The organism is Pseudomonas sp. FP1740 (assembly GCF_030687165.1).
Classification (GTDB): domain Bacteria; phylum Pseudomonadota; class Gammaproteobacteria; order Pseudomonadales; family Pseudomonadaceae; genus Aquipseudomonas.
The window spans coordinates 281,987-299,382 of sequence record NZ_CP117461.1; the positions used below are offsets into that span (position 1 = coordinate 281,987).

Annotated in this window: 16 protein-coding genes; 7 read left to right on the forward strand and 9 right to left on the reverse strand. The window is 60.7% G+C overall.

All coding sequences use genetic code 11. The features are described from left to right. The first annotated feature begins 224 nt into the window (after positions 1 to 224). The 4 genes from PSH69_RS01220 to PSH69_RS01235 all read left to right on the forward strand — a co-directional run bounded on the left by PSH69_RS01220 (position 225) and on the right by PSH69_RS01235 (position 4,933). Positions 225 to 728 carry a polysaccharide deacetylase gene (locus tag PSH69_RS01220; protein ID WP_305410794.1) on the forward strand — a complete coding sequence of 168 codons (504 nt, stop codon included), beginning with the start codon at positions 225 to 227 and terminating at the stop codon, positions 726 to 728. A 420-nt stretch (positions 729 to 1,148) separates the two neighbouring features. Then, positions 1,149 to 3,077 carry an ATP-dependent DNA helicase RecQ gene (locus PSH69_RS01225; RefSeq protein WP_305410795.1) on the forward strand — a complete coding sequence of 643 codons (1,929 nt, stop codon included), beginning with the start codon at positions 1,149 to 1,151 and terminating at the stop codon, positions 3,075 to 3,077. A gap of 123 nt (positions 3,078 to 3,200) precedes the next feature. Beyond that, positions 3,201 to 4,427, forward strand: coding sequence for a 3-hydroxyacyl-CoA dehydrogenase (locus PSH69_RS01230; protein WP_305410796.1), 1,227 nt, complete (start codon positions 3,201 to 3,203; stop codon positions 4,425 to 4,427). Positions 4,428 to 4,501: 74 nt separating this feature from the next. Next, a complete protein-coding gene (locus PSH69_RS01235; RefSeq protein WP_018929305.1) occupies positions 4,502 to 4,933 on the forward strand; it encodes a thioesterase family protein in 432 nt (143 codons plus the stop codon). A gap of 68 nt (positions 4,934 to 5,001) precedes the next feature. Here the strand turns inward: PSH69_RS01235 and PSH69_RS01240 are convergent, their stop codons facing one another. From PSH69_RS01240 to PSH69_RS01255, 4 genes are all read right to left on the reverse strand, one after another. Then, entirely contained in the window at positions 5,002 to 5,496 is a 495-nt protein-coding gene (locus PSH69_RS01240; protein ID WP_018929304.1) for a glycine zipper domain-containing protein, read from the reverse strand. Positions 5,497 to 5,745: 249 nt separating this feature from the next. Next, the gene (locus PSH69_RS01245) at positions 5,746 to 8,094 is read right to left on the reverse strand and encodes an FdhF/YdeP family oxidoreductase (RefSeq protein WP_138866631.1); all 2,349 of its coding nucleotides are present in this window, start codon (positions 8,092 to 8,094) and stop codon (positions 5,746 to 5,748) included. Beyond that, complete coding sequence (gene fdhD, locus PSH69_RS01250; protein WP_064615849.1) at positions 8,091 to 8,930, reverse strand: formate dehydrogenase accessory sulfurtransferase FdhD; 840 nt, start codon at positions 8,928 to 8,930, stop codon at positions 8,091 to 8,093. Before fdhD ends, PSH69_RS01245 begins: the two co-directional genes overlap by 4 nt. Before the next feature lie 94 nt (positions 8,931 to 9,024). Next, complete coding sequence (locus tag PSH69_RS01255; protein WP_086944154.1) at positions 9,025 to 9,912, reverse strand: LysR family transcriptional regulator; 888 nt, start codon at positions 9,910 to 9,912, stop codon at positions 9,025 to 9,027. A 138-nt stretch (positions 9,913 to 10,050) separates the two neighbouring features. Here PSH69_RS01255 and lysM point away from each other — a divergent pair, with 138 nt between their 5' ends. Continuing rightward, positions 10,051 to 10,491 (forward strand): peptidoglycan-binding protein LysM, encoded by a 441-nt coding sequence (lysM, locus tag PSH69_RS01260; protein ID WP_305410797.1) that lies wholly within the window; start codon positions 10,051 to 10,053, stop codon positions 10,489 to 10,491. Between the two features lie 55 nt (positions 10,492 to 10,546). On the opposite strand, the gene yrfG is transcribed toward lysM, so the two are convergent. Continuing rightward, the gene (gene yrfG / locus PSH69_RS01265) at positions 10,547 to 11,209 is read right to left on the reverse strand and encodes a GMP/IMP nucleotidase (RefSeq protein WP_111453962.1); all 663 of its coding nucleotides are present in this window, start codon (positions 11,207 to 11,209) and stop codon (positions 10,547 to 10,549) included. A gap of 247 nt (positions 11,210 to 11,456) precedes the next feature. Between yrfG and nudE the strand changes: the two genes are divergently transcribed. Together nudE and cysQ are read left to right on the forward strand one after the other, a co-directional pair. After that, entirely contained in the window at positions 11,457 to 12,023 is a 567-nt protein-coding gene (gene nudE / locus PSH69_RS01270) for an ADP compounds hydrolase NudE (protein ID WP_111453961.1), read from the forward strand. Between the two features lie 11 nt (positions 12,024 to 12,034). Beyond that, positions 12,035 to 12,862 carry a 3'(2'),5'-bisphosphate nucleotidase CysQ gene (gene cysQ, locus PSH69_RS01275; protein WP_305410798.1) on the forward strand — a complete coding sequence of 276 codons (828 nt, stop codon included), beginning with the start codon at positions 12,035 to 12,037 and terminating at the stop codon, positions 12,860 to 12,862. Between the two features lie 99 nt (positions 12,863 to 12,961). Here the strand turns inward: cysQ and PSH69_RS01280 are convergent, their stop codons facing one another. The 4 genes from PSH69_RS01280 to rfbC all read right to left on the reverse strand — a co-directional run bounded on the left by PSH69_RS01280 (position 12,962) and on the right by rfbC (position 17,309). Continuing rightward, positions 12,962 to 13,417 carry a thioesterase domain-containing protein gene (locus PSH69_RS01280; RefSeq protein WP_305410799.1) on the reverse strand — a complete coding sequence of 152 codons (456 nt, stop codon included), beginning with the start codon at positions 13,415 to 13,417 and terminating at the stop codon, positions 12,962 to 12,964. A gap of 40 nt (positions 13,418 to 13,457) precedes the next feature. Beyond that, positions 13,458 to 14,852, reverse strand: a complete 1,395-nt coding sequence (locus tag PSH69_RS01285; protein WP_305410800.1) for a sigma-54 dependent transcriptional regulator — start codon at positions 14,850 to 14,852, stop codon at positions 13,458 to 13,460. Beyond that, positions 14,849 to 16,657: an ATP-binding protein gene (locus PSH69_RS01290; protein ID WP_305410801.1), complete on the reverse strand. Its 1,809-nt coding sequence runs from the start codon at positions 16,655 to 16,657 to the stop codon at positions 14,849 to 14,851. Before PSH69_RS01290 ends, PSH69_RS01285 begins: the two co-directional genes overlap by 4 nt. Positions 16,658 to 16,763: 106 nt before the next feature. Continuing rightward, positions 16,764 to 17,309 (reverse strand): dTDP-4-dehydrorhamnose 3,5-epimerase, encoded by a 546-nt coding sequence (rfbC, locus tag PSH69_RS01295; protein WP_305410802.1) that lies wholly within the window; start codon positions 17,307 to 17,309, stop codon positions 16,764 to 16,766. Between the last annotated feature and the right edge of the window lie 87 nt (positions 17,310 to 17,396).

Consider the following 17,396-nt stretch of genomic DNA (forward strand, 5'->3'; position numbering starts at 1 on the left):
AGCGAGGCGTCGCAAGGTGGTGCAAGTGGACAGGTTTTGTAGGGGATTTAGCGGTGTTATCGCCCTTTGCCTACGCATCCCTCGACTATTTTTTAAGCTTTTCCCTTGGTGGTCGATATTCCTACGGGATTGTCAGGCTTAACGCATCCAGCCTCTGGAGGGTGCGCGCCAGAATGTGTAGGACGTTTCGAAGCGTCTGAGTCGACTCTTAAAGGGAATTAGGTATGCAATGGCTGCGTGTGGCCTCGATTTTATTGTTGTGGGCCGGTGTTTGTCGGATAGCGGGTGCTGCTGACGTCGGTCATTCGCTCGTCCTGGCCAACATGGAGCGAACCGGTTGGCCGGGTGCGCTGACCACCCAAGCGGACATCGACACCGCATCTCGCGCCGAGGTGTTAATGGTGGGCAAGGCATTGCTGGCCAGCGAAGCGTTGGATGAACAGGGGCTGAAACAGCGACTGGGCGTGCGGGCTGTGAAGCTCAAGTCGGTCAGGCAAGTGCGTGACGGGTTGTGGGATCGGTTGCTGATCACCTATCGCAGTGCCAGTCAGAACTGCGAGGACCAACTCTTCTGTCCTCGTGTGCGCAGGGTCGCCGATTTGCGTCAGCTGGCGGCGGCGTTTACGGGGGAAATAAGCCCGGCTTATGCGACGTGGGCGAGCAAGAGCCGGGTATTTCATGAACAGGCGCTGGATGAGCAGTTGCGGGTGGCGGTATTGGTGCCGTAGCTACCCGAGGTCAGTCGATCGACGACTAAGTCTGTGAGGCACTGTCCAGCGTTGTGGGCGCAGCGTAGAGGGGGTCGTCAGGGAGCTTCATGCACCCGTTCAGCAGCAGGGATGCAAAGAAAAGGGCGACTGGAAAAAACAGAGTGTCAGGCATGATTGTTCCTTTGTGAGGATCCGCGTGCAGGCGTCCTGCCTTGTTGAAAACTTCGCGGATAATGGTTTTTCTCGGGGCGAACCTTACCGGCTGACAGGGGGCTGACGTCAGGGGGCAAAGTGCCTCGTTTGTTTCAATCTGTGGCGAAGGAATCGATGGGCCGACGCTGTATCATCCCGTATCGTTTTTGCCCCCGACCTTTTCTCGACTCGCTGCGTTCGCCGGCTAGGCTTTGGGCTTCGCAGCGGTCAACGGAGTGACAGCTTATGCACAACACCCTGGAACAGGTTTTCGGTTATCCACAGTTTCGGCCCGGCCAGGAGGCAGCGGTCAGCGCGGTACTGGCCGGACGTTCGGCGGCGGCGATTTTCCCTACCGGCTCGGGCAAATCCCTGTGCTATCAGTTACCGGCCATCCTGCTGCCGCACCTGACGCTGGTGGTCTCGCCTCTGCTGGCGTTGATGCAGGATCAGTTGGCGTTCTTGCAACGCCACGGCATCGCGGCGGGCAGCATCGATTCGGCCCAGAGTCGCGATGACGCCAGCGATGTGATGGCCCGGGCCAAGTCCGGTGAATTGAAGATTCTGATGATTTCCGTGGAGCGCCTGAAGAACGAGCGCTTTCGCCATTTTCTACAGCAGGTGCCGATCTCGCTGTTGGTGGTGGACGAGGCCCACTGCATCTCCGAGTGGGGTCACAACTTCCGCCCCGACTACCTCAAGCTGCCGGACTATCAGCGCCAGTTCAACATCCCTCAGGCGCTGCTGCTGACGGCCACCGCGACACCCAAGGTGATTGCCGACATGGAGGCCCGGTTCGCCATTGCGCCTGAGGATGTGGTGACCACCGGTTTCTACCGGCCCAATCTCAATCTGTTGGTGGAACCGGTGCGCGGCCAGGACAAGCGCCGCCGCCTGGTCGAGTGGATGACCCAGCGTCCCGGCCAGCCGAGCATCGTGTATGTCACCCTGCAGAAGACCGCTGAGCACATCGCCGAACACCTGGGGCGCAACGGTATACAGGCCGAGGCCTATCACGCCGGTTTGCCCCACGAGCAACGGGAAGCGATTCAGCGCCGGTTCATGGGCGGGCAGTCCAATTGCATCGTCGCCACCATCGCCTTCGGCATGGGCATCGACAAAAGTGATATCCGCAACGTGGTGCATTTCGACCTGCCCAAATCCATCGAAAACTACAGCCAGGAAATCGGCCGCGCCGGGCGTGACGGGCAGCCGTCCGATTGCCTGGTGCTGGCCAACCGCGACAGCCTCAATGTGCTGGAGAATTTCGTCTACGGCGACACACCGGAGCGGGACGGCATTCGTTGTGTGCTCGACGAGTTGCAAGCCGCAGCGCCCGAGGGGCAGTGGGAGTTTCTGCTGGGGCCTTTGGCCGATCAGAGCAACATCCGCCAGTTGCCGCTCAAGACCTTGCTGGTACAGCTGGAGTTGCGTGGGCTGATCGCTCCACGCTATGCCTATTACGCCGAATACCGCTTCAAGTATTTGCAGGAGCCGGAAGCGTTGCTGGCCCGTTTCGAGGGTGAGCGCAGGGACTTCGTCTCGGCGATCATCCAGACTTCCAGTCGCGCACGGACCTGGGCCACGGTGAATTTCGACGCACTGTATCAGCAGCATTCCGCCGAGCGCAGTCGAGTGGTCAAGGCGCTGGATTACTTCCAGGAAAAGGGCTGGGTGGAGCTTGAAAGCAAGCAGATGACGGAGGTCTATAGCCTGCTGCAAGCCGACTTCGATTCCCAGGCCTTGAGCGCCGAATTGCACACCTACTTCACCCAGCACGAACGCACCGAGATTTCGCGGATTCACGCCATGCTGGATCTGTTCGCCACCGACCACTGCCTGGGCTATCGCCTGGCCGAGTACTTCGGCGACGAAAACGCGCCACGGCGATGCGGGCATTGTTCGGTGTGTCACGGCCACGTAGCGCGATTACCCGAACCACCGGAATTGCCGGCGCTTGTGGATAAAAATTTCGAGGCGCTGTGCGGTGATTTTATCCACAGGCACCAGCAGCACACGGGGAGTGCTCCATCGGCGGAGCGCGTGACGCGGTTTTTGTGCGGGATCAGCGTTCCGTTGTTTACCAAGCTCAAGGCTCGGTCGATTCCTGGGTTTGCGGCGCTGGAAGATTATCCGTACGCCGAGGTCCGGACGTGGGCTGAGGCGAACCTCTAACCTGCGGGATCGGGACGCATCCATCCGCTGAATGTCACCCATCACGGGAATAAACTTCAAAAACACCCATAGGCTGACTATGGTGAGGACTGTCTTTGGATCGCCAATAAGAGAACAACAACCATGAGCCAGACATCGTTCGATATTCAGCGCGCCGCCGTGATTGGCGCGGGCACCATGGGCCGGGGCATTGTTATGTGCCTGGCCAACGCCGGGGTGCCGGTGCAGTGGGTCGATAACAATCCGCAGATGCTTGAGCAGGCGCTGACCAGCGTGGCTGACACTTACGCCCACAGCGTGCGTCAGGGGCGGATCGATCAGACCGAGGCGGATGCGTGCGTTGCTCGGGTGACGGCGGCTGCCGATTACGCAGCGATCCGCGATGTTGATCTGGTGATCGAAGCGGTCTACGAAAACCTCGAGCTGAAGCAGAAGATCTTCCGCGAACTCGACGGTCTGCTCAAACCTGAAGCGATTCTGGCCAGCAATACCTCGGCGCTGGATATCGACGCCATAGCCGCCGCCACTCGCCGCCCGCAGCAGGTCCTGGGCCTGCACTTCTTCAGTCCGGCGCACATCATGAAGTTGCTGGAGATCGTACGCGGCGCCCAGACCGCTCCGGCGGTGCTTGATGCAGCCCTGGCACTGGGCCAGCGCATGGGCAAGGTCAGCGTGGTCTCGGGCAACTGTCACGGTTTCATCGGCAACCGCATGCTGCATCCGTACGTGCTCGAAGCGCGCAAGATGCTGCTGGAGGGGGCGTTGCCTTATCAGGTGGATGCGGCGCTGCAAGGTTTTGGTTTCGCCATGGGGCCGTTCCGCATGTATGACGTGGTCGGCATTGACCTGGAGTGGCGCGCGCGGGAGCTGGCTGGCAAGGGCCAGGATGCGCCGGAGGTTCAGGTGGACAATCGTTTGTGCGAGCTCGGGCGTTTCGGTCAGAAGAGCGGCGACGGGTATTACCATTACGAGCCGGGCAGTCGTCAGGCTGAGCATGATGTGGAAGTCGATGCGCTGGTGCTGGAAATCAGCGAAGGGCTGGGGTTTCAGCGGCGTGAGATAGGGTCAGAGGAGATTCTTGAGCGCAGCTTGCTGGCACTGGTCAATGAAGGGGCGAAGATCCTTCAGGAAGGCATTGCGGCGTCGGCGCACGACATCGATCTGGTGTACCTCAACGGTTATGGTTTCCCGACGGACAAGGGCGGGCCGATGGCCTGGGCGGATCAGCAAGGGCTGGACGATATTCATCTGCGGTTGTTGCAGCTTGAGACCAAACAGGGGGATCACTGGGCCCCGGCACGGTTGATTGGGGAGTTGGCGGCGCAGGGCAGAGGGTTTACCGACATGTGATTTAGGTAGTGCCTGTGACAGCGCCTTCGCAGTTTCACCTTAAACTGGCCATCCAACTCCAGGAACCGACGCTGATGTCCAACCCGATGCCCCATCGCACCGACTACCCCCATTTCCAGCCCATCACCACCCGCTGGCATGACAATGACGCCTACGGTCATGTCAATAACGTCACCTACTACAGTTTTTTCGATACGGCGGTGAACACCTACCTGATCGAAGTCGGTGGCCTGGATATCCATGACGGTGAGGTGGTGGGTTTTGTGGTGAGTTCGGCCTGCGATTACTTCGCGTCTATCGCCTTCCCGGATCGGATCGAGATTGGCCTGCGGGTCGGCAAGTTGGGCAGCAGTTCGGTGCAGTATGAGCTGGCGGTGTTCAAGGCTGGAGAAGATGAGGCCTGCGCGGCAGGGCGCTTCGTGCATGTATTCGTCGATCGGCTGTCGAATCAGCCGGTGGCGATTCCTGCCGGGTTGCGCGGGGCGTTGGAGCGACTGGCGATCTGAGGGCAAAAAAAATCGCAGCCCGAGGGCTGCGATTTTTGGATCTAACGGTCGACGAGGCGATTCAAGCCTCAGTCGTCATCGTGATAGCGATGGTGATGCTTGCGATGCCCGTACGCATGGCCGCGACCCGGGTGACCACGGTAGTAGCGACGATCATCATCGTCATAACCACGACGATAGGAACGACGATCATCGTCGTCATTGCTGCTGTTGCCCATATGGTTACCCAGCGCGCCACCGAGGCCGCCGCCTGCTGCGGAGCCGATCAGGCTACCGGTGGTGCCGCCCATGCTGCGGCCGACCACGTTACCGCCAGCTGCGCCCAACGCACCGCCAATGGCGGCTTCGCCACGGCTGCGTCTGTCTGCGCCAACTGCGCTACCACCCGCGCCGCCCAGGGCCGCGCCAATGGTTGAACCTGTACTGCCGCCTAGTGATTGACCGACGACCGAGCCAAGAACCCCGCCCAATGCGCCGCCCACACCTGCTTCGGTGGTGCCGCCAGCAGACGCGAAGCCACTGACCAGGCCAAGGGACAACAAGAGAATCGAGGAGAACTTCATAGAGGAACCTCAAGGGGATGACGGCGCGATCCTGAGGCTGTGTCATGGTTGTGACAATAGAAATCCGACGAATAACACGACTTGAGCACATTTCTATAAGTTGCTGTTTTTTGGGCGGAACTTAAGTGTTTTTCGCCAGTCTTTAGCTACTTCTCAAAGGCCGTTTTCATATGAAAACGGCCTTTTTTGTGGGCGATTGGAAAGTACGGATCGGAAAAATTTGTTGAGTGGGCTACCGCCATCGCTGCGTCAAGCTGACTTGGCCATGATCAACCCGGTTTCACTCGCCGCCTCCAGCCGGATCGCCACAAACTTCGACGTCGGCGTATGGCTGCCATCCCCAGTGCTTTCCAACGGCACCAGCGGGTTCACTTCCGGATAGTACGCGGCCGCTTGCCCGGCAGGAATATCAAACGCCAGCAGGGTAAAACCCTTGACCCGCCGCTCACGGCCATCATCCCAGATCGATACGATGTCAGCCTTTTGCCCCGGTTTGAAGCCCAGGCGAATGATGTCGGCTTCATTGACGAACAACACATCCCGCTGACCTTTCACCCCGCGATAACGATCATCAAGACCATAAATGGTGGTGTTGTACTGATCGTGGGAGCGCATCGACTGCATGATCAGGTCCGGCAGTACGCCGGTGGCGCGGGTGCGTTCGTGCACCAGGTCTTTGGGCAGGATGTTCGGACGGAAATTGGCCCGACCTGATGGGGTATTCCAGCGACGTGCGCCGGCACTGCTGCCCAGGTAGAAACCGCCGGGGTTCTGGACTTTCTCGTTGAAGTCCCGAAAGCCCGGGATGGTGTCGGCGATCAGGTCGCGGATGCGGCTGTAATCAGCCACCAGCCAGTTCCAGTCCACCGGTTTGCTGCCCAGGGTCGCGGCGGCGATACCAGCGATGATTGCAGGCTCCGAGCGCATCAGGTTCGACAACGGTTGCAACTGACCGTTGGAGGCGTGGACCATGCTGAAGGAGTCTTCCACGGTCACCGCTTGGGCGCCTTCGGTCTGGATATCGATATCGGTGCGGCCCAGGCACGGCAGGATCAGCGCGTCTTTACCGTGGATCAAATGGCTGCGGTTGAGCTTGGTGCTGATCTGCACGGTCAGGTCGCAGTTGCTCAGGGCCTGGAAGGTCCGTGGGCTGTCCGGGGTGGCTTGGGCGAAGTTGCCGCCCAGGCCGATGAAAACTTTCGAACGGCCTTCGGCCATGGCGTGAATCGCCTCGACCACGTTGTGGCCGTTTTCGCGCGGGACCTTGAACTGGAAGCGCCGCTCCAGAGAGTCGAGGAGCGCCGCCGGCGGACGTTCGTTGATGCCCATTGTCCGGTCGCCCTGCACGTTACTGTGGCCGCGCACCGGGCACAGACCGGCCCCCGGCCGGCCGATGTTGCCGCGCAGCAGCATCAGGTTGGCGATTTCCTGGATGGTCGCCACCGAATGGCGATGCTGGGTGATGCCCATCGCCCAGCACATGATCACGTTCTTGCCTTTGGCGTACATGCGCGCCGCTTGCTCGATTTCCACCAGGGGCAGGCCGGATTGCTCGACGATCTGCTCCCACGGGGTGTCGTCGACGATGCCGAGGTATTCCAGAACATTGACGCTGTGTTCATTGAGGAAGTCGTGGTCGAACACCGCAGGCTCACCCGCCTTCTGCGCATCGCGCTCCCATTGCAGCAGGAACTTGGCCATGCCGCGCATGATCGCCATGTCGCCGCCCAATGCCGGACGGAAGTACGCGGTGTTGGTCGGTTTGTCGCCGTTGGTGAGCATTTCGATCGGGTGTTGCGGGTGCTGGAAGCGTTCCAGGCCGCGCTCTTTCAGCGGGTTGATGCACACCACCTGCGCACCGCGTTTCACCGCTTCGCGCAGTGGCTCGAGCATCCGCGGGTGGTTGGTGCCAGGGTTTTGGCCCCAGACAAAAATTGCATCTGCATGTTCGAAATCGTCGAAGGTCACCGTGCCTTTGCCGACTCCGACGCTTTGGGCCAATGCCACACCGCTGGCTTCGTGGCACATGTTCGAGCAGTCGGGGAAATTGTTGGTGCCATAGGCGCGCACGAACAATTGATAGAGGAACGCCGCTTCGTTGCTGGCACGGCCCGAGGTGTAGAACTCGGCCTGATTCGGGCTCGACAGCCCTTGCAGGTGTTTGCCGATCAGGGCGAATGCGGCTTCCCAGCTGATCGGTTTGTAACGATCGGTTTCGGCGTCGTAGCTCAGCGGCTCGGTCAGACGGCCCTGGTACTCGAGCCAATAATCACTTTGTTCCAGCAACGAGCTAACGCTGTGCTTGGCGAAAAACGCGCCATCGACACGCCGTTTGGTCGCTTCCCAGTTCACTGCTTTGGCGCCGTTCTCGCAGAACATCACCATGCCGCCTTCCTGGGAATCGCCCCAGGCGCAACCGGGGCAGTCGAACCCGCCGTTCTTGTTGGTCTTGAGCATCATGCGCAGATTTTTCAACGCGTTGTCGCTGGTCAGCCAGGCCCGGGCGACGCTGGCCAGCGCGCCCCAGCCACCGGCCGCACCCTTATAGGGCTTGTAACGTGGAACAGGTTTCTGGTCGGCTTGTTGGTGTTGACTCACGCTTGATTCTCCAACGCAGGGCTGTAGACCCTTGGTGCACTTTTCTGAGGTAGGTGGATGAGATTGAGGTTGTGTCGACGGGCCCATTGCACGGCCAGGCCCGTGGGCGATGACAGGCTGACCAGGGTCTGGATGCCGGCGCGTAAAACTTTCTGGATCAATTCGAGGCTGCAACGGCTGGTGACAATCGCCAGACCATCGGTGGTCGGGATTTTCTGGCGGATCAACCCGCCAATCAGCTTGTCGAGAGCGTTGTGTCGGCCGATGTCTTCACGGCCCAGCAGCAATTCGCCTTTGCCATTCATGAACACCGCCGCATGCACCGCGCCGCAATGCTGGCCCAAAGGCTGGAATTCGCCGATGCGATGGCGCAGGCCGTCCAGCCATTCGGCCGGGGGCAGCGGGGCGCCGGGCAGCACCTTGAGATCGGGCAGCGCTTGTTCCACCGCTTCCACGCCACAGAGCCCGCAACCACTGGTGCCGGCCAGTTGCCGGCGCTGCTGCTTGAGGTTCCAGAAGGCGCGGTTGGCGATGGTCACTTGCGCGTATTGCGCCGAACCCGAGCCGCTGAGTTGCAGGTCATAGATGTCTGAAGCGTCTTCGATGATGCCACTGCCGAGGCTGAAGCCGACGATGAAGTCTTCAAGGTCCGTCGGCGTCACCAACATGACGGCCTGGCTGATGCCGTTGTAGGCGATCGCCAACGCGACTTCCTCAGCCAGCGCGGTGCTGGATGATTCGGAGTATTCAAGGTTGCAGTAACTGTATGTCTGGCTTGCGGCGGGCGCGGGCGTTTCGAGAGCAGGCGCCGCGCAGCCGGGGCGCTTGGCGTTCATTAGGCATCACCGACGGGTTGGTCAGCTTTAAGCCTAGGCGCGTCAACATGTCACGTCTAATCGCTATTACTGATCTACCGATAGATGGCGTCGATCAAGTGTCTGTCAGTGATTTCTGATAGATCGCAAAACAGGCTTCTGCCAAGGCCGAGCGCGGGGCGCTGCGACGCATGATCAGCCCCAGCCGGGCGAGGGTCTGGGCGCTTTCGATGGGTTGCAGGCGCAAGTGATCGGTGAGGTTTTCGAGGCCGCTGTTCAGCGGCATCACCGCGCAGCACAGGCCACCGTGTACCGCTTGTAACAATTGGTGGACTGCATCGGTTTGCAGCAACGGCTGTGGGGTCAGGCCACGGCTGTGGAAGTTATGGTCGATGGACTGGCGAAAATGCATGCCGCTGGTGAGCATGCCCATGGGCAGTTCGATCAGCGACTCCCAGCTCAGCGGCGCCTCGCCGAAACTGAAGAAGCGTTGATCGTAGAGCAGGCCCATGCGGGTTTCGCTGAACGCCAGGGAGTCGAAGCGCTCGCCGTCCAGATGCTCCAGGTACGATACGCCGAGGTCGAGACGGTTATTCGCCAGTTGTTCAAGGATCTGTTCGGAACTCAGGGCCGAGAGTTCGAACCGCAGGTTCGGGTGTGCGGCGTGCAGGCGTTGCATCAGCGGCACCGGGTCGAAACTCGACAGCGGCACCACCCCCAGACGCAACGTACCCACGAGGTTGCCGCGACAGGCCGCCGCTTCGGCCTGCAAACCGTCGTAGGCCGCCAGCACCGTACGCGCCCATGCCAGCACGCGCTCACCCGGCGCAGTGAAACCTTCGAAGCGTTGGCCGCGATTGACCAGCGGCAGCTCGAGTTCTTCCTCAAGGCTGCGCAGGCGCATGGACAAGGTCGGCTGAGTGATGTGACAGCGCGCGGCGGCCTGGCCGAAGTGTCGGGTTTCGTCGAGAGCGATGAGGAATTTAAGCTGCTTGATGTCCATCTTCGCTCCAGGGCGCTGGCAAGGTTTGCGATTCTACCGCCTGCGCGGGGTTGGGGTCATTGGTCGGCTGGGAACCGGTCTTCGCAAGGCTGGTCTAGTCTTGGGCGTCTGGAACCCAAATCCCAAGGAGCGTGCACCATGAGTATTTTTAGCTTTGTGAAAGAAGCAGGTGAAAAAATTATTGATCTGCTGACACCTGGCAATGCCAACGCCAGCGAGCAGTTGAAGGAACACATCAGCAAGGTCGGCCTGGGTAATCCAAATGTTCAGGCGACCATCGAGGGCGATAAAGTCATCGTCACCGGTGACGTGGCGAGCCAGGAAGAGAAGGAAAAGATTCTGCTGGCCGTGGGCAATATTGCCGGTGTTGGCAGCGTTGATGACCAGATCACTGTAACGGGGCCGGTTGCCAAGGCAGCGCAGTTCGTCACTGTTAAAAAGGGCGACACCCTCAGCGCGATTTCCAAGGCGGCGTACGGCGACGCGAACAAGTACAACAAAATCTTTGAAGCCAACAAACCAATGCTTTCGCACCCGGACAAGATCTATCCGGGGCAGGTGTTGCGGATTCCTGAATAACACAAAACCTGTGGCGAGGGAGCTTGCTCCCTCGCCACAACGACCACGTCAGACTCTAGAGCCCTGCAATCAAGTCCCGATAATCCCCAACGGCCGCAAACTCTGCCGTGTCCTTCGGCCCTTTGCGGCTATCCGGCTCGCTCACGGCCAGCAGGTGCGCCACCCCAAAATTGCGTGCGCTGCGCAGGATCGGCAGGGTGTCGTCGATGAACAGACAGCGTGCCGGGTCGAAGCCGATATCGGCCTGCAAGGCATCCCAGAACTGCGGGTCTTCTTTGGCGAAACCGTAATCGTGAGAGCTGATCAAGCGCTCGAAATACGGCGCCAGTTCAATTCTTTCCAGTTTCAATGACAACGAGTCGCGGTGGGCGTTGGTGATCAGTACCACGCGCTTGCCGGCCTGTTTGATCGCTGCCAGAAAAGTGTCCGCATCCGGACGCAAGGCGATCAGGTGCGCGGTTTCCAGTTTCAGTTCGCGCACCGACAACTTCAGTTCGGCGCTCCAGAAGTCCAGGCAATACCACTGCAACTGACCGGCATGGCGCTCGAACAGTGGCTGCAATTCCAGCTCCGCCATGGCCAGGCTCACCCCGTGCAACTCGGCATAACGTTTTGGCAGGTGTTCCAGCCAGAAATGGTTGTCGTAGTGCAGGTCCAGCAGCGTGCCGTCCATATCCAGCAGAACGGTATCGATGTCGCGCCAGGGCAGCAGGGACATAAAAAACTTCTCCAGCGGTAAAAAAGATATCCGAGGTAAACAATCAGGATAGGCCGGGTACAGGCTGGCTTGAAAGCGTCGCGAGCGAAGGGAGTGCAAGGAAAAAACAGGCGAGGACGGGCCGGGGTCGCGTTCGACTTTACGAGTTGTAAATGACCCGTCCGAGCCTGTTTTTGACGCAGCAATCTCGAGCGCAGCAGCTTTCAAACAGCCTGTATAGTAACCCGCTTACGCCAAGGAGCCGTCTATGCGCCAGAAACCCACCATACTCGCCCGCGAGATCGTCGCCACCAGCCGATTATTCTGTGTCGAAGAGCTGAAATTGCGCTTTTCCAATGGCGTGGAACGTACATACGAGCGATTGGTCGGCAAAGGCGCTGGTTATGGTGCGGTGATGATCGTGGCGATGCTCGACGCGGACCACGCAGTATTGGTGGAGGAATACTGCGGTGGCACCGATGCCTACGAATTGTCCCTGCCCAAAGGCTTGATCGAGCCGGGCGAAGACGTGCTGGCGGCGGCCGAGCGGGAGCTCAAGGAAGAGGCCGGGTATGGCGCGCGGCAACTGGAGCATCTGACCGAGTTGTCGTTGTCACCTGGCTACATGAGCCAGAAGATCCAAGTGGTGCTGGCCACCGATTTGTACGAAGAACGCCTGGAGGGTGACGAGCCCGAGCCGATGGGAATGGACAAGATCAACCTGCGGGAATTGTCGGCGTTGGCGCAGAACCCGCGATTCACCGAGGGCCGTGCCTTGGCGGCGCTGTATCTGGCCCGGGACTTGTTGATCCAGCGCGGTATTTTTCAATTATGAGTGAGACGTTCATGAATTTTCCCCATCCGTTGATGGCGCCGGTGGTCGAGCTGGCATTGAAGGCTGGCGAGGCGATCCTGCCATTCTGGCGCGGCAACGTTGCCGTGACTGCAAAGTCCGATGATTCTCCGGTCACAGCTGCCGACATGGCCGCTCACCATGTGATCCTGGCCGGGTTGATGGCGCTGGACCCGACTATTCCTGTGCTGTCCGAAGAGGACGCCGGTATCCCCCAGAGTGTGCGCGCTGGCTGGCAACGCTGGTGGCTGGTCGATCCGTTGGACGGGACCAAGGAGTTCATCTCCGGCAGCGAAGAGTTCACCGTGAACATTGCGCTGATCGAGCGAGGGCGTGTGGTGTTCGGCGTGGTATCGATGCCGACCAGCGGGCGTTTTTATGTTGGCGGTGCCGGGTTGGGAGCCTGGCGTGGCGATAAAGGCGCCGAGCCGTTGCCAATTCATGTTCGCGAGGTGCCGGCTGCGGGTGAAGCCTTCACGGTGGTCGCCAGTCGTCGGCATTCAAGCCCTGAGCAGGAGCGCTTACTGGCGGGGTTGAGTGACAGTCTGGGCGAGCTGCACCTGGCGAATATCGGCAGCTCACTGAAGTTTTGCCTGCTGGCGGAAGGGGCGGCGGATTGTTATCCGCGATTGGCGCCGACTTCGCAGTGGGACACGGCCGCGGCTCAAGGTGTGCTGGAAGGCGCCGGCGGTGAGGTGCTGGATTTGAGCGGCGCGCCGTTCTGTTATCCGGCGCGGGAATCGTTGTTGAATGAGTTTTTCCTGGCGTTGCCGGCTAAAGCGGCATGGCGGGAGAAACTATTGGCGCTCGCTCGGGCGTAAAGATCAAGAGATCGCAGCCTCGTTTCACTCGACAGCTTCTACAGGGGGCGCGCTTCTCTGTAGGAGCTGTCGAGTGAAACGAGGCTGCGATCTTTTGCTTTATCGGTGAAGGACGTACTGCCCGGTAAACCTCACCGCATCCTCTTCACTCCCGGCATTCACGATCCGCGAATGCAGCGTCAACCGCGCCCGCCCATAGCGTCGATACGTCGCCAGGAATTTCCTCCACACTGCTGCATTCGGCGCCTGGCAAATCGCCGTCGCGTCCATGGTGACCGGCAGCGGGTAGTTGATCTGCCCTTCCTGAATCACGATGTGCCCGTCTTCGATACCTTCTTCGCGCAAACGCAAATGCAGCCAGCCCCAGCCGGCCAGCACCGCGCCGCAATACAGGCTGCCACCGAACATGGTGCTCTTGTGATTGACGTTGGGCTCCAGCGGCAGATGCAGGCGCAGTTGTTGGTCATGCCAGTCGAGCACTTTGAGGCCCATGTCCCGCGTGAGGGGGATGTCGCGATAGAGGATCGATTCCAGGTGACGACTGTCGCGGTTCATTCGCGGGCCTTTTGTTTGATGAGGATGATTTTACGGTAGCTCAATCGAGGTCGTCGGTATGGCTGCTGGTGCCGCCATCGGCGAAGTTCAGGCCATGCTTGCGCAGCTTGTCGTGCAGGGTTTTGCGCGGAATGCCGAGCGCTTCGGCGAGGCTGCGCACGGAGCTGTGCGAGCGCGCCAGTTCGGCGGCAATCAGGCTCTTCTCGAAGTTCTCGACTTGCTCGCTCAAGCCGCCGCTGACCACTTCAACCGTGGTGCCGACACCGCCATCCGGTGCGCTGTTGTCCAGTGCCAGCTCCAGGCCCAGGGCAAAGCGCTCGGCGGCGTTCTGCAGTTCCCGCACGTTACCTGGCCAGCTGTGACGCAGCAGCAGCGCCCGTTGCCCCGGTAGCAGTTCGTGGGGCGGCAAGCCGTGGCGGGCGCTGGCTTCGTCGGCGAAATGCTGGAACAGCACCAGCGCATCTTCGCCCCGTTCGCGCAGTGGCGGAATGCGCAACGGCGCAACGTTCAGGCGGTAATACAAGTCGGCACGGAAGCGCCCCTGATCGGCGGATTGCCGCAGGTCTTCCTTGGTCGCGGCGATGATGCGGATGTCCAGCGGGATCAACTGATTGCCGCCCAGGCGTTCGACGACCCGTTCTTGCAGCAAGCGCAGCAATTTCACCTGCACGTCCAGGCTCATGCTTTCGATTTCATCGAGGAACAACGTGCCACCGTTGGCGAATTCGAACTTGCCGATGCGGCGCTTCTGCGCGCCGGTAAACGCGCCGGGTTCGTGACCGAACAGCTCGCTTTCCACCACCGACTCGGCCAAAGCCCCGGCGTTGATTGCCACGAACGGGCCGTTACGCCGACTCGACAAGTCGTGCAGCGCGCGGGCCACCACTTCTTTGCCCGCACCGGTTTCACCGAGGATCAGCACGTCAGCCTTGGTCGCTGCCAGTGCCCCGATCTGCTCGCGCAAGCGCAGCATTGGCGTCGATTGCCCGACCAGTCGGGCGCTCAGTTCGTTGCGATCGCTCAGGGCCAGCCGCAGGCTGCGGTTGTCCAGCACCAGACGGCGCAGGGCCAGGGCGCGACGTACGCTGTCGAGCAGGGCGTCGCTGGCGAAAGGTTTTTCCAGAAAGTCATAAGCCCCGGCGCGCATGGCTTGCACCGCCAGGGGTACATCGCCGTGGCCGGTGATCAGCAGCACGGGCAGCTCCGGATCCTGGGCGTGGAGTTCGGTCAGCAGTTCGAGGCCGTCCATGCCCGGCATGCGGATGTCACTGACCACCACGCCTGGCCAGTCGCGTTCCAGTTGCCCGGCCAGGCCCTTGGCTTCAGCGAGCGGCAGGATCTTCAGGCCGGCCAGGTCCAGGGTCTGGCTCAGGGCCTGGCGCAGGTGGGGATCATCGTCGATCAACACGACCTGGATGCGGTTGTCGATGGTCATGCACTTCGGTCCTCGGACGGTTGCAGGCTCACACCCGGCGCGCCTGCGCGCAGCTTCAGGGTAATCAGGGCGCCGCCTTCCTTATGGTTGGAGAACGACAGTTCACCACCGAAGGCGCGCATCAGGGTGTCGCAGATCGCCAGCCCCAGCCCAAGTCCCTGAGTGCGGGTCTTGGTGGTGTAGAAGGGCTCGCCGGCACGACCCAGCGCTTCCAGGCAGAACCCGGGGCCGTTGTCGCGAATGTACAGAGTGACGCCGTCGGCGGTGGATTGGGCACTCAACCAGAGTTTACGCGGCGGGCCTTTTTCCGTCAGCGCATCGAGCGCATTGGCCAGCAGATTGCCGAGTACCTGGCGCAGACGGGTTTCTCCGGCCTCGACCCACAGGGTGGCGGCCGGCAGGTCGCGGATCAGCTCGACTTCCATGCTGCGCCGACGCTTGGCCAGTAACGCCAGGGCGTCGTCCAGCGCCGGTTGCAGGGCCACGCTTTCCGGGGCGTGGCGATCACGTCGGGCGAAGGCGCGCAGGTGGGCGATGATCGACGCCATGCGCCCGGTCAGTTCGCTGATCAGCTTGAGGTTGCCGCGAGCATCCTCGGTGCGCTGATGATCGAGCAGCACTTCGGCGTTTTCCGCGTAGCTGCGGATTGCCGCCAGCGGTTGGTTGAGTTCATGGCTGATACTCGCCGACATTGTTCCCAGCGCCGAGAGCTTGCCGGCCTGTACCAGATCATCCTGAGCGCGTACCAGTTCTTGCTGGGCGTGTTCGCGCTCCAGCACTTCCTGTTTCAGTCGACGGTTGAGGCCCTCGAGGTCGCTGGTCCGTTCGGCGACCCGGCCTTCCAGTTCCTGGCGGGCCTTGGCTTCGAAGGCAATCCGGTCCAGGTAATGGCGTCGGCGTTGCATCATCAGGCCGAGCAGCAGCATTAATACCAGCAGTGTTGCGCCGCCGATGGCCACGACCGTGCGCACGGGGCGGTCGATCAGGGTGCGCGGTGCAAGGATACTGACGCTCCAGCCGGTTTCTTCGATCTGCCGGGTTTGGGTCAGCCAGGCATTGGGGTCGAGACTCAACGGCTTTGGATCGCGGGTCGGATAGGGTTGAATCGCGGCGACGGCCTTGTTCTCTTCATCACTTAATGGACGGGTCGAGCGGAAACGCCATTCTGGCCGCGACGTGAGGATGACCACACCGTTGTGGTCGGTGACCAGCAGTTGTTCCGGGGTTTTGCCCCAGAGGCTTTCGGTGTGATCGAGGTCGACCTTGACCACCAACACGCCGATGATTTTTTCGCGATCGTGTACCGCCGCGGCGAAGAAGTAACCGCGCTTGGCCGAGGTGGTGCCCAGGCCAAAGAAGCGCCCCAGGCGCCCGGCCATGGCTTCACTGAAATAAGGACGGAAAGAGAAATTGCGGCCGACGAAGCTGTCGTGTTTGTCCCAGTTGGAGGCCGCCAGTGTCTTGCCGGTGGTGTCCATCAGGTACATGACTTCGGCGCCGGTCTGGGCACTGATGTGTTTCAACAGACGATTGGCATTGCCTTGAATCACGCCCTCGTCGGGTGCGCCCAACGTCGCACGCAGGGCGGGCAGGTCGCCGAGAATCTGCGGCAGCACTTCATAGCGGTGCAGGGTACCCAGCAGGTTGGCGACGTAGAGGTCGAGGGTCTGACGGTTTTGCCCCGCCAGCTCGCTGCGGTAATAACGCTCGGCCAGATGCTCCAGCGGCCACAGCAAGGGGGCCAGGCACAACGCAAGGAGTGCCAGGCTGCGCCAGCGGGGTCTGCGGGGGAGGGTCGGTGTCATGAGCATCAAGCGTCTGTGGGTACAGAAGCATTATGCCTAGGCTTGAGGGCGCAGTCTGCGCACTTGGGATCAAGTGCGCACTGGCGGTGAAAATTCAGACAGCAATTCAGGAAAAGACTTCAGCGTCCTTGAAGAACGCGGCGGCCTGATCCTTGGCGGACAGCTGCGGTGCCTCGTCCAGCTGCCAGTCGATGCCCAAGTCCGGGTCGTCCCAGCGAATGCTGCGTTCAGCCGACGGGGTGTAGTAGTCGGTGGTTTTGTAGAGGAATTCAGCGAAATCGCTCAGCACCACGAAACCATGGGCAAAACCTTCCGGTACCCAGAGCTGGCGATGGTTGTCGGCGGACAGGCGCACCGCGACCCATTTGCCGAAATGCGGCGAGCTGCGGCGAATGTCCACGGCCACGTCCAGTACTTCACCGACGGTGACGCGGACCAGTTTGCCCTGAGTGTTTTCCAGCTGGTAGTGCAAGCCGCGCAGTACGCCTTTTTGCGAGCGGGAATGGTTGTCCTGCACGAATCGGGTGTTCAGGCCGGTTGCTTCTTCGAAAGCCTTGGCGTTGAAGCTTTCATAGAAGAAGCCGCGCTCATCACCAAATACCTTGGGCTCGATGATCAGAACACCGGGCAGGTCGGTGGTGACTACATTCATGGTGTTTCTCCAGCAATAGGCGTTGATGGCCGACATTCTTACGCAAAGTGCCGGCAGGCGCGAGTGGGGCGGTGAAGAGAGTTGCTC

What these genes read in the sequence shown, in the direction of transcription:
- PSH69_RS01220 (WP_305410794.1), top strand. Translation starts at nt 225, where the DNA reads ATGCAATGGCTGCGTGTGGCCTCGATTTTATTGTTGTGGGCCGGTGTT.
- PSH69_RS01225 (WP_305410795.1), top strand. Translation starts at nt 1,149, where the DNA reads ATGCACAACACCCTGGAACAGGTTTTCGGTTATCCACAGTTTCGGCCC.
- PSH69_RS01230 (WP_305410796.1), top strand. Translation starts at nt 3,201, where the DNA reads ATGAGCCAGACATCGTTCGATATTCAGCGCGCCGCCGTGATTGGCGCG.
- PSH69_RS01235 (WP_018929305.1), top strand. Translation starts at nt 4,502, where the DNA reads ATGTCCAACCCGATGCCCCATCGCACCGACTACCCCCATTTCCAGCCC.
- PSH69_RS01240 (WP_018929304.1), bottom strand. Translation starts at nt 5,496, where the DNA reads ATGAAGTTCTCCTCGATTCTCTTGTTGTCCCTTGGCCTGGTCAGTGGC.
- fdhD (WP_064615849.1), bottom strand. Translation starts at nt 8,930, where the DNA reads ATGAACGCCAAGCGCCCCGGCTGCGCGGCGCCTGCTCTCGAAACGCCC.
- PSH69_RS01255 (WP_086944154.1), bottom strand. Translation starts at nt 9,912, where the DNA reads ATGGACATCAAGCAGCTTAAATTCCTCATCGCTCTCGACGAAACCCGA.
- lysM (WP_305410797.1), top strand. Translation starts at nt 10,051, where the DNA reads ATGAGTATTTTTAGCTTTGTGAAAGAAGCAGGTGAAAAAATTATTGAT.
- yrfG (WP_111453962.1), bottom strand. Translation starts at nt 11,209, where the DNA reads ATGTCCCTGCTGCCCTGGCGCGACATCGATACCGTTCTGCTGGATATG.
- nudE (WP_111453961.1), top strand. Translation starts at nt 11,457, where the DNA reads ATGCGCCAGAAACCCACCATACTCGCCCGCGAGATCGTCGCCACCAGC.
- cysQ (WP_305410798.1), top strand. Translation starts at nt 12,035, where the DNA reads ATGAATTTTCCCCATCCGTTGATGGCGCCGGTGGTCGAGCTGGCATTG.
- PSH69_RS01280 (WP_305410799.1), bottom strand. Translation starts at nt 13,417, where the DNA reads ATGAACCGCGACAGTCGTCACCTGGAATCGATCCTCTATCGCGACATC.
- PSH69_RS01285 (WP_305410800.1), bottom strand. Translation starts at nt 14,852, where the DNA reads ATGACCATCGACAACCGCATCCAGGTCGTGTTGATCGACGATGATCCC.
- PSH69_RS01290 (WP_305410801.1), bottom strand. Translation starts at nt 16,657, where the DNA reads ATGACACCGACCCTCCCCCGCAGACCCCGCTGGCGCAGCCTGGCACTC.
- rfbC (WP_305410802.1), bottom strand. Translation starts at nt 17,309, where the DNA reads ATGAATGTAGTCACCACCGACCTGCCCGGTGTTCTGATCATCGAGCCC.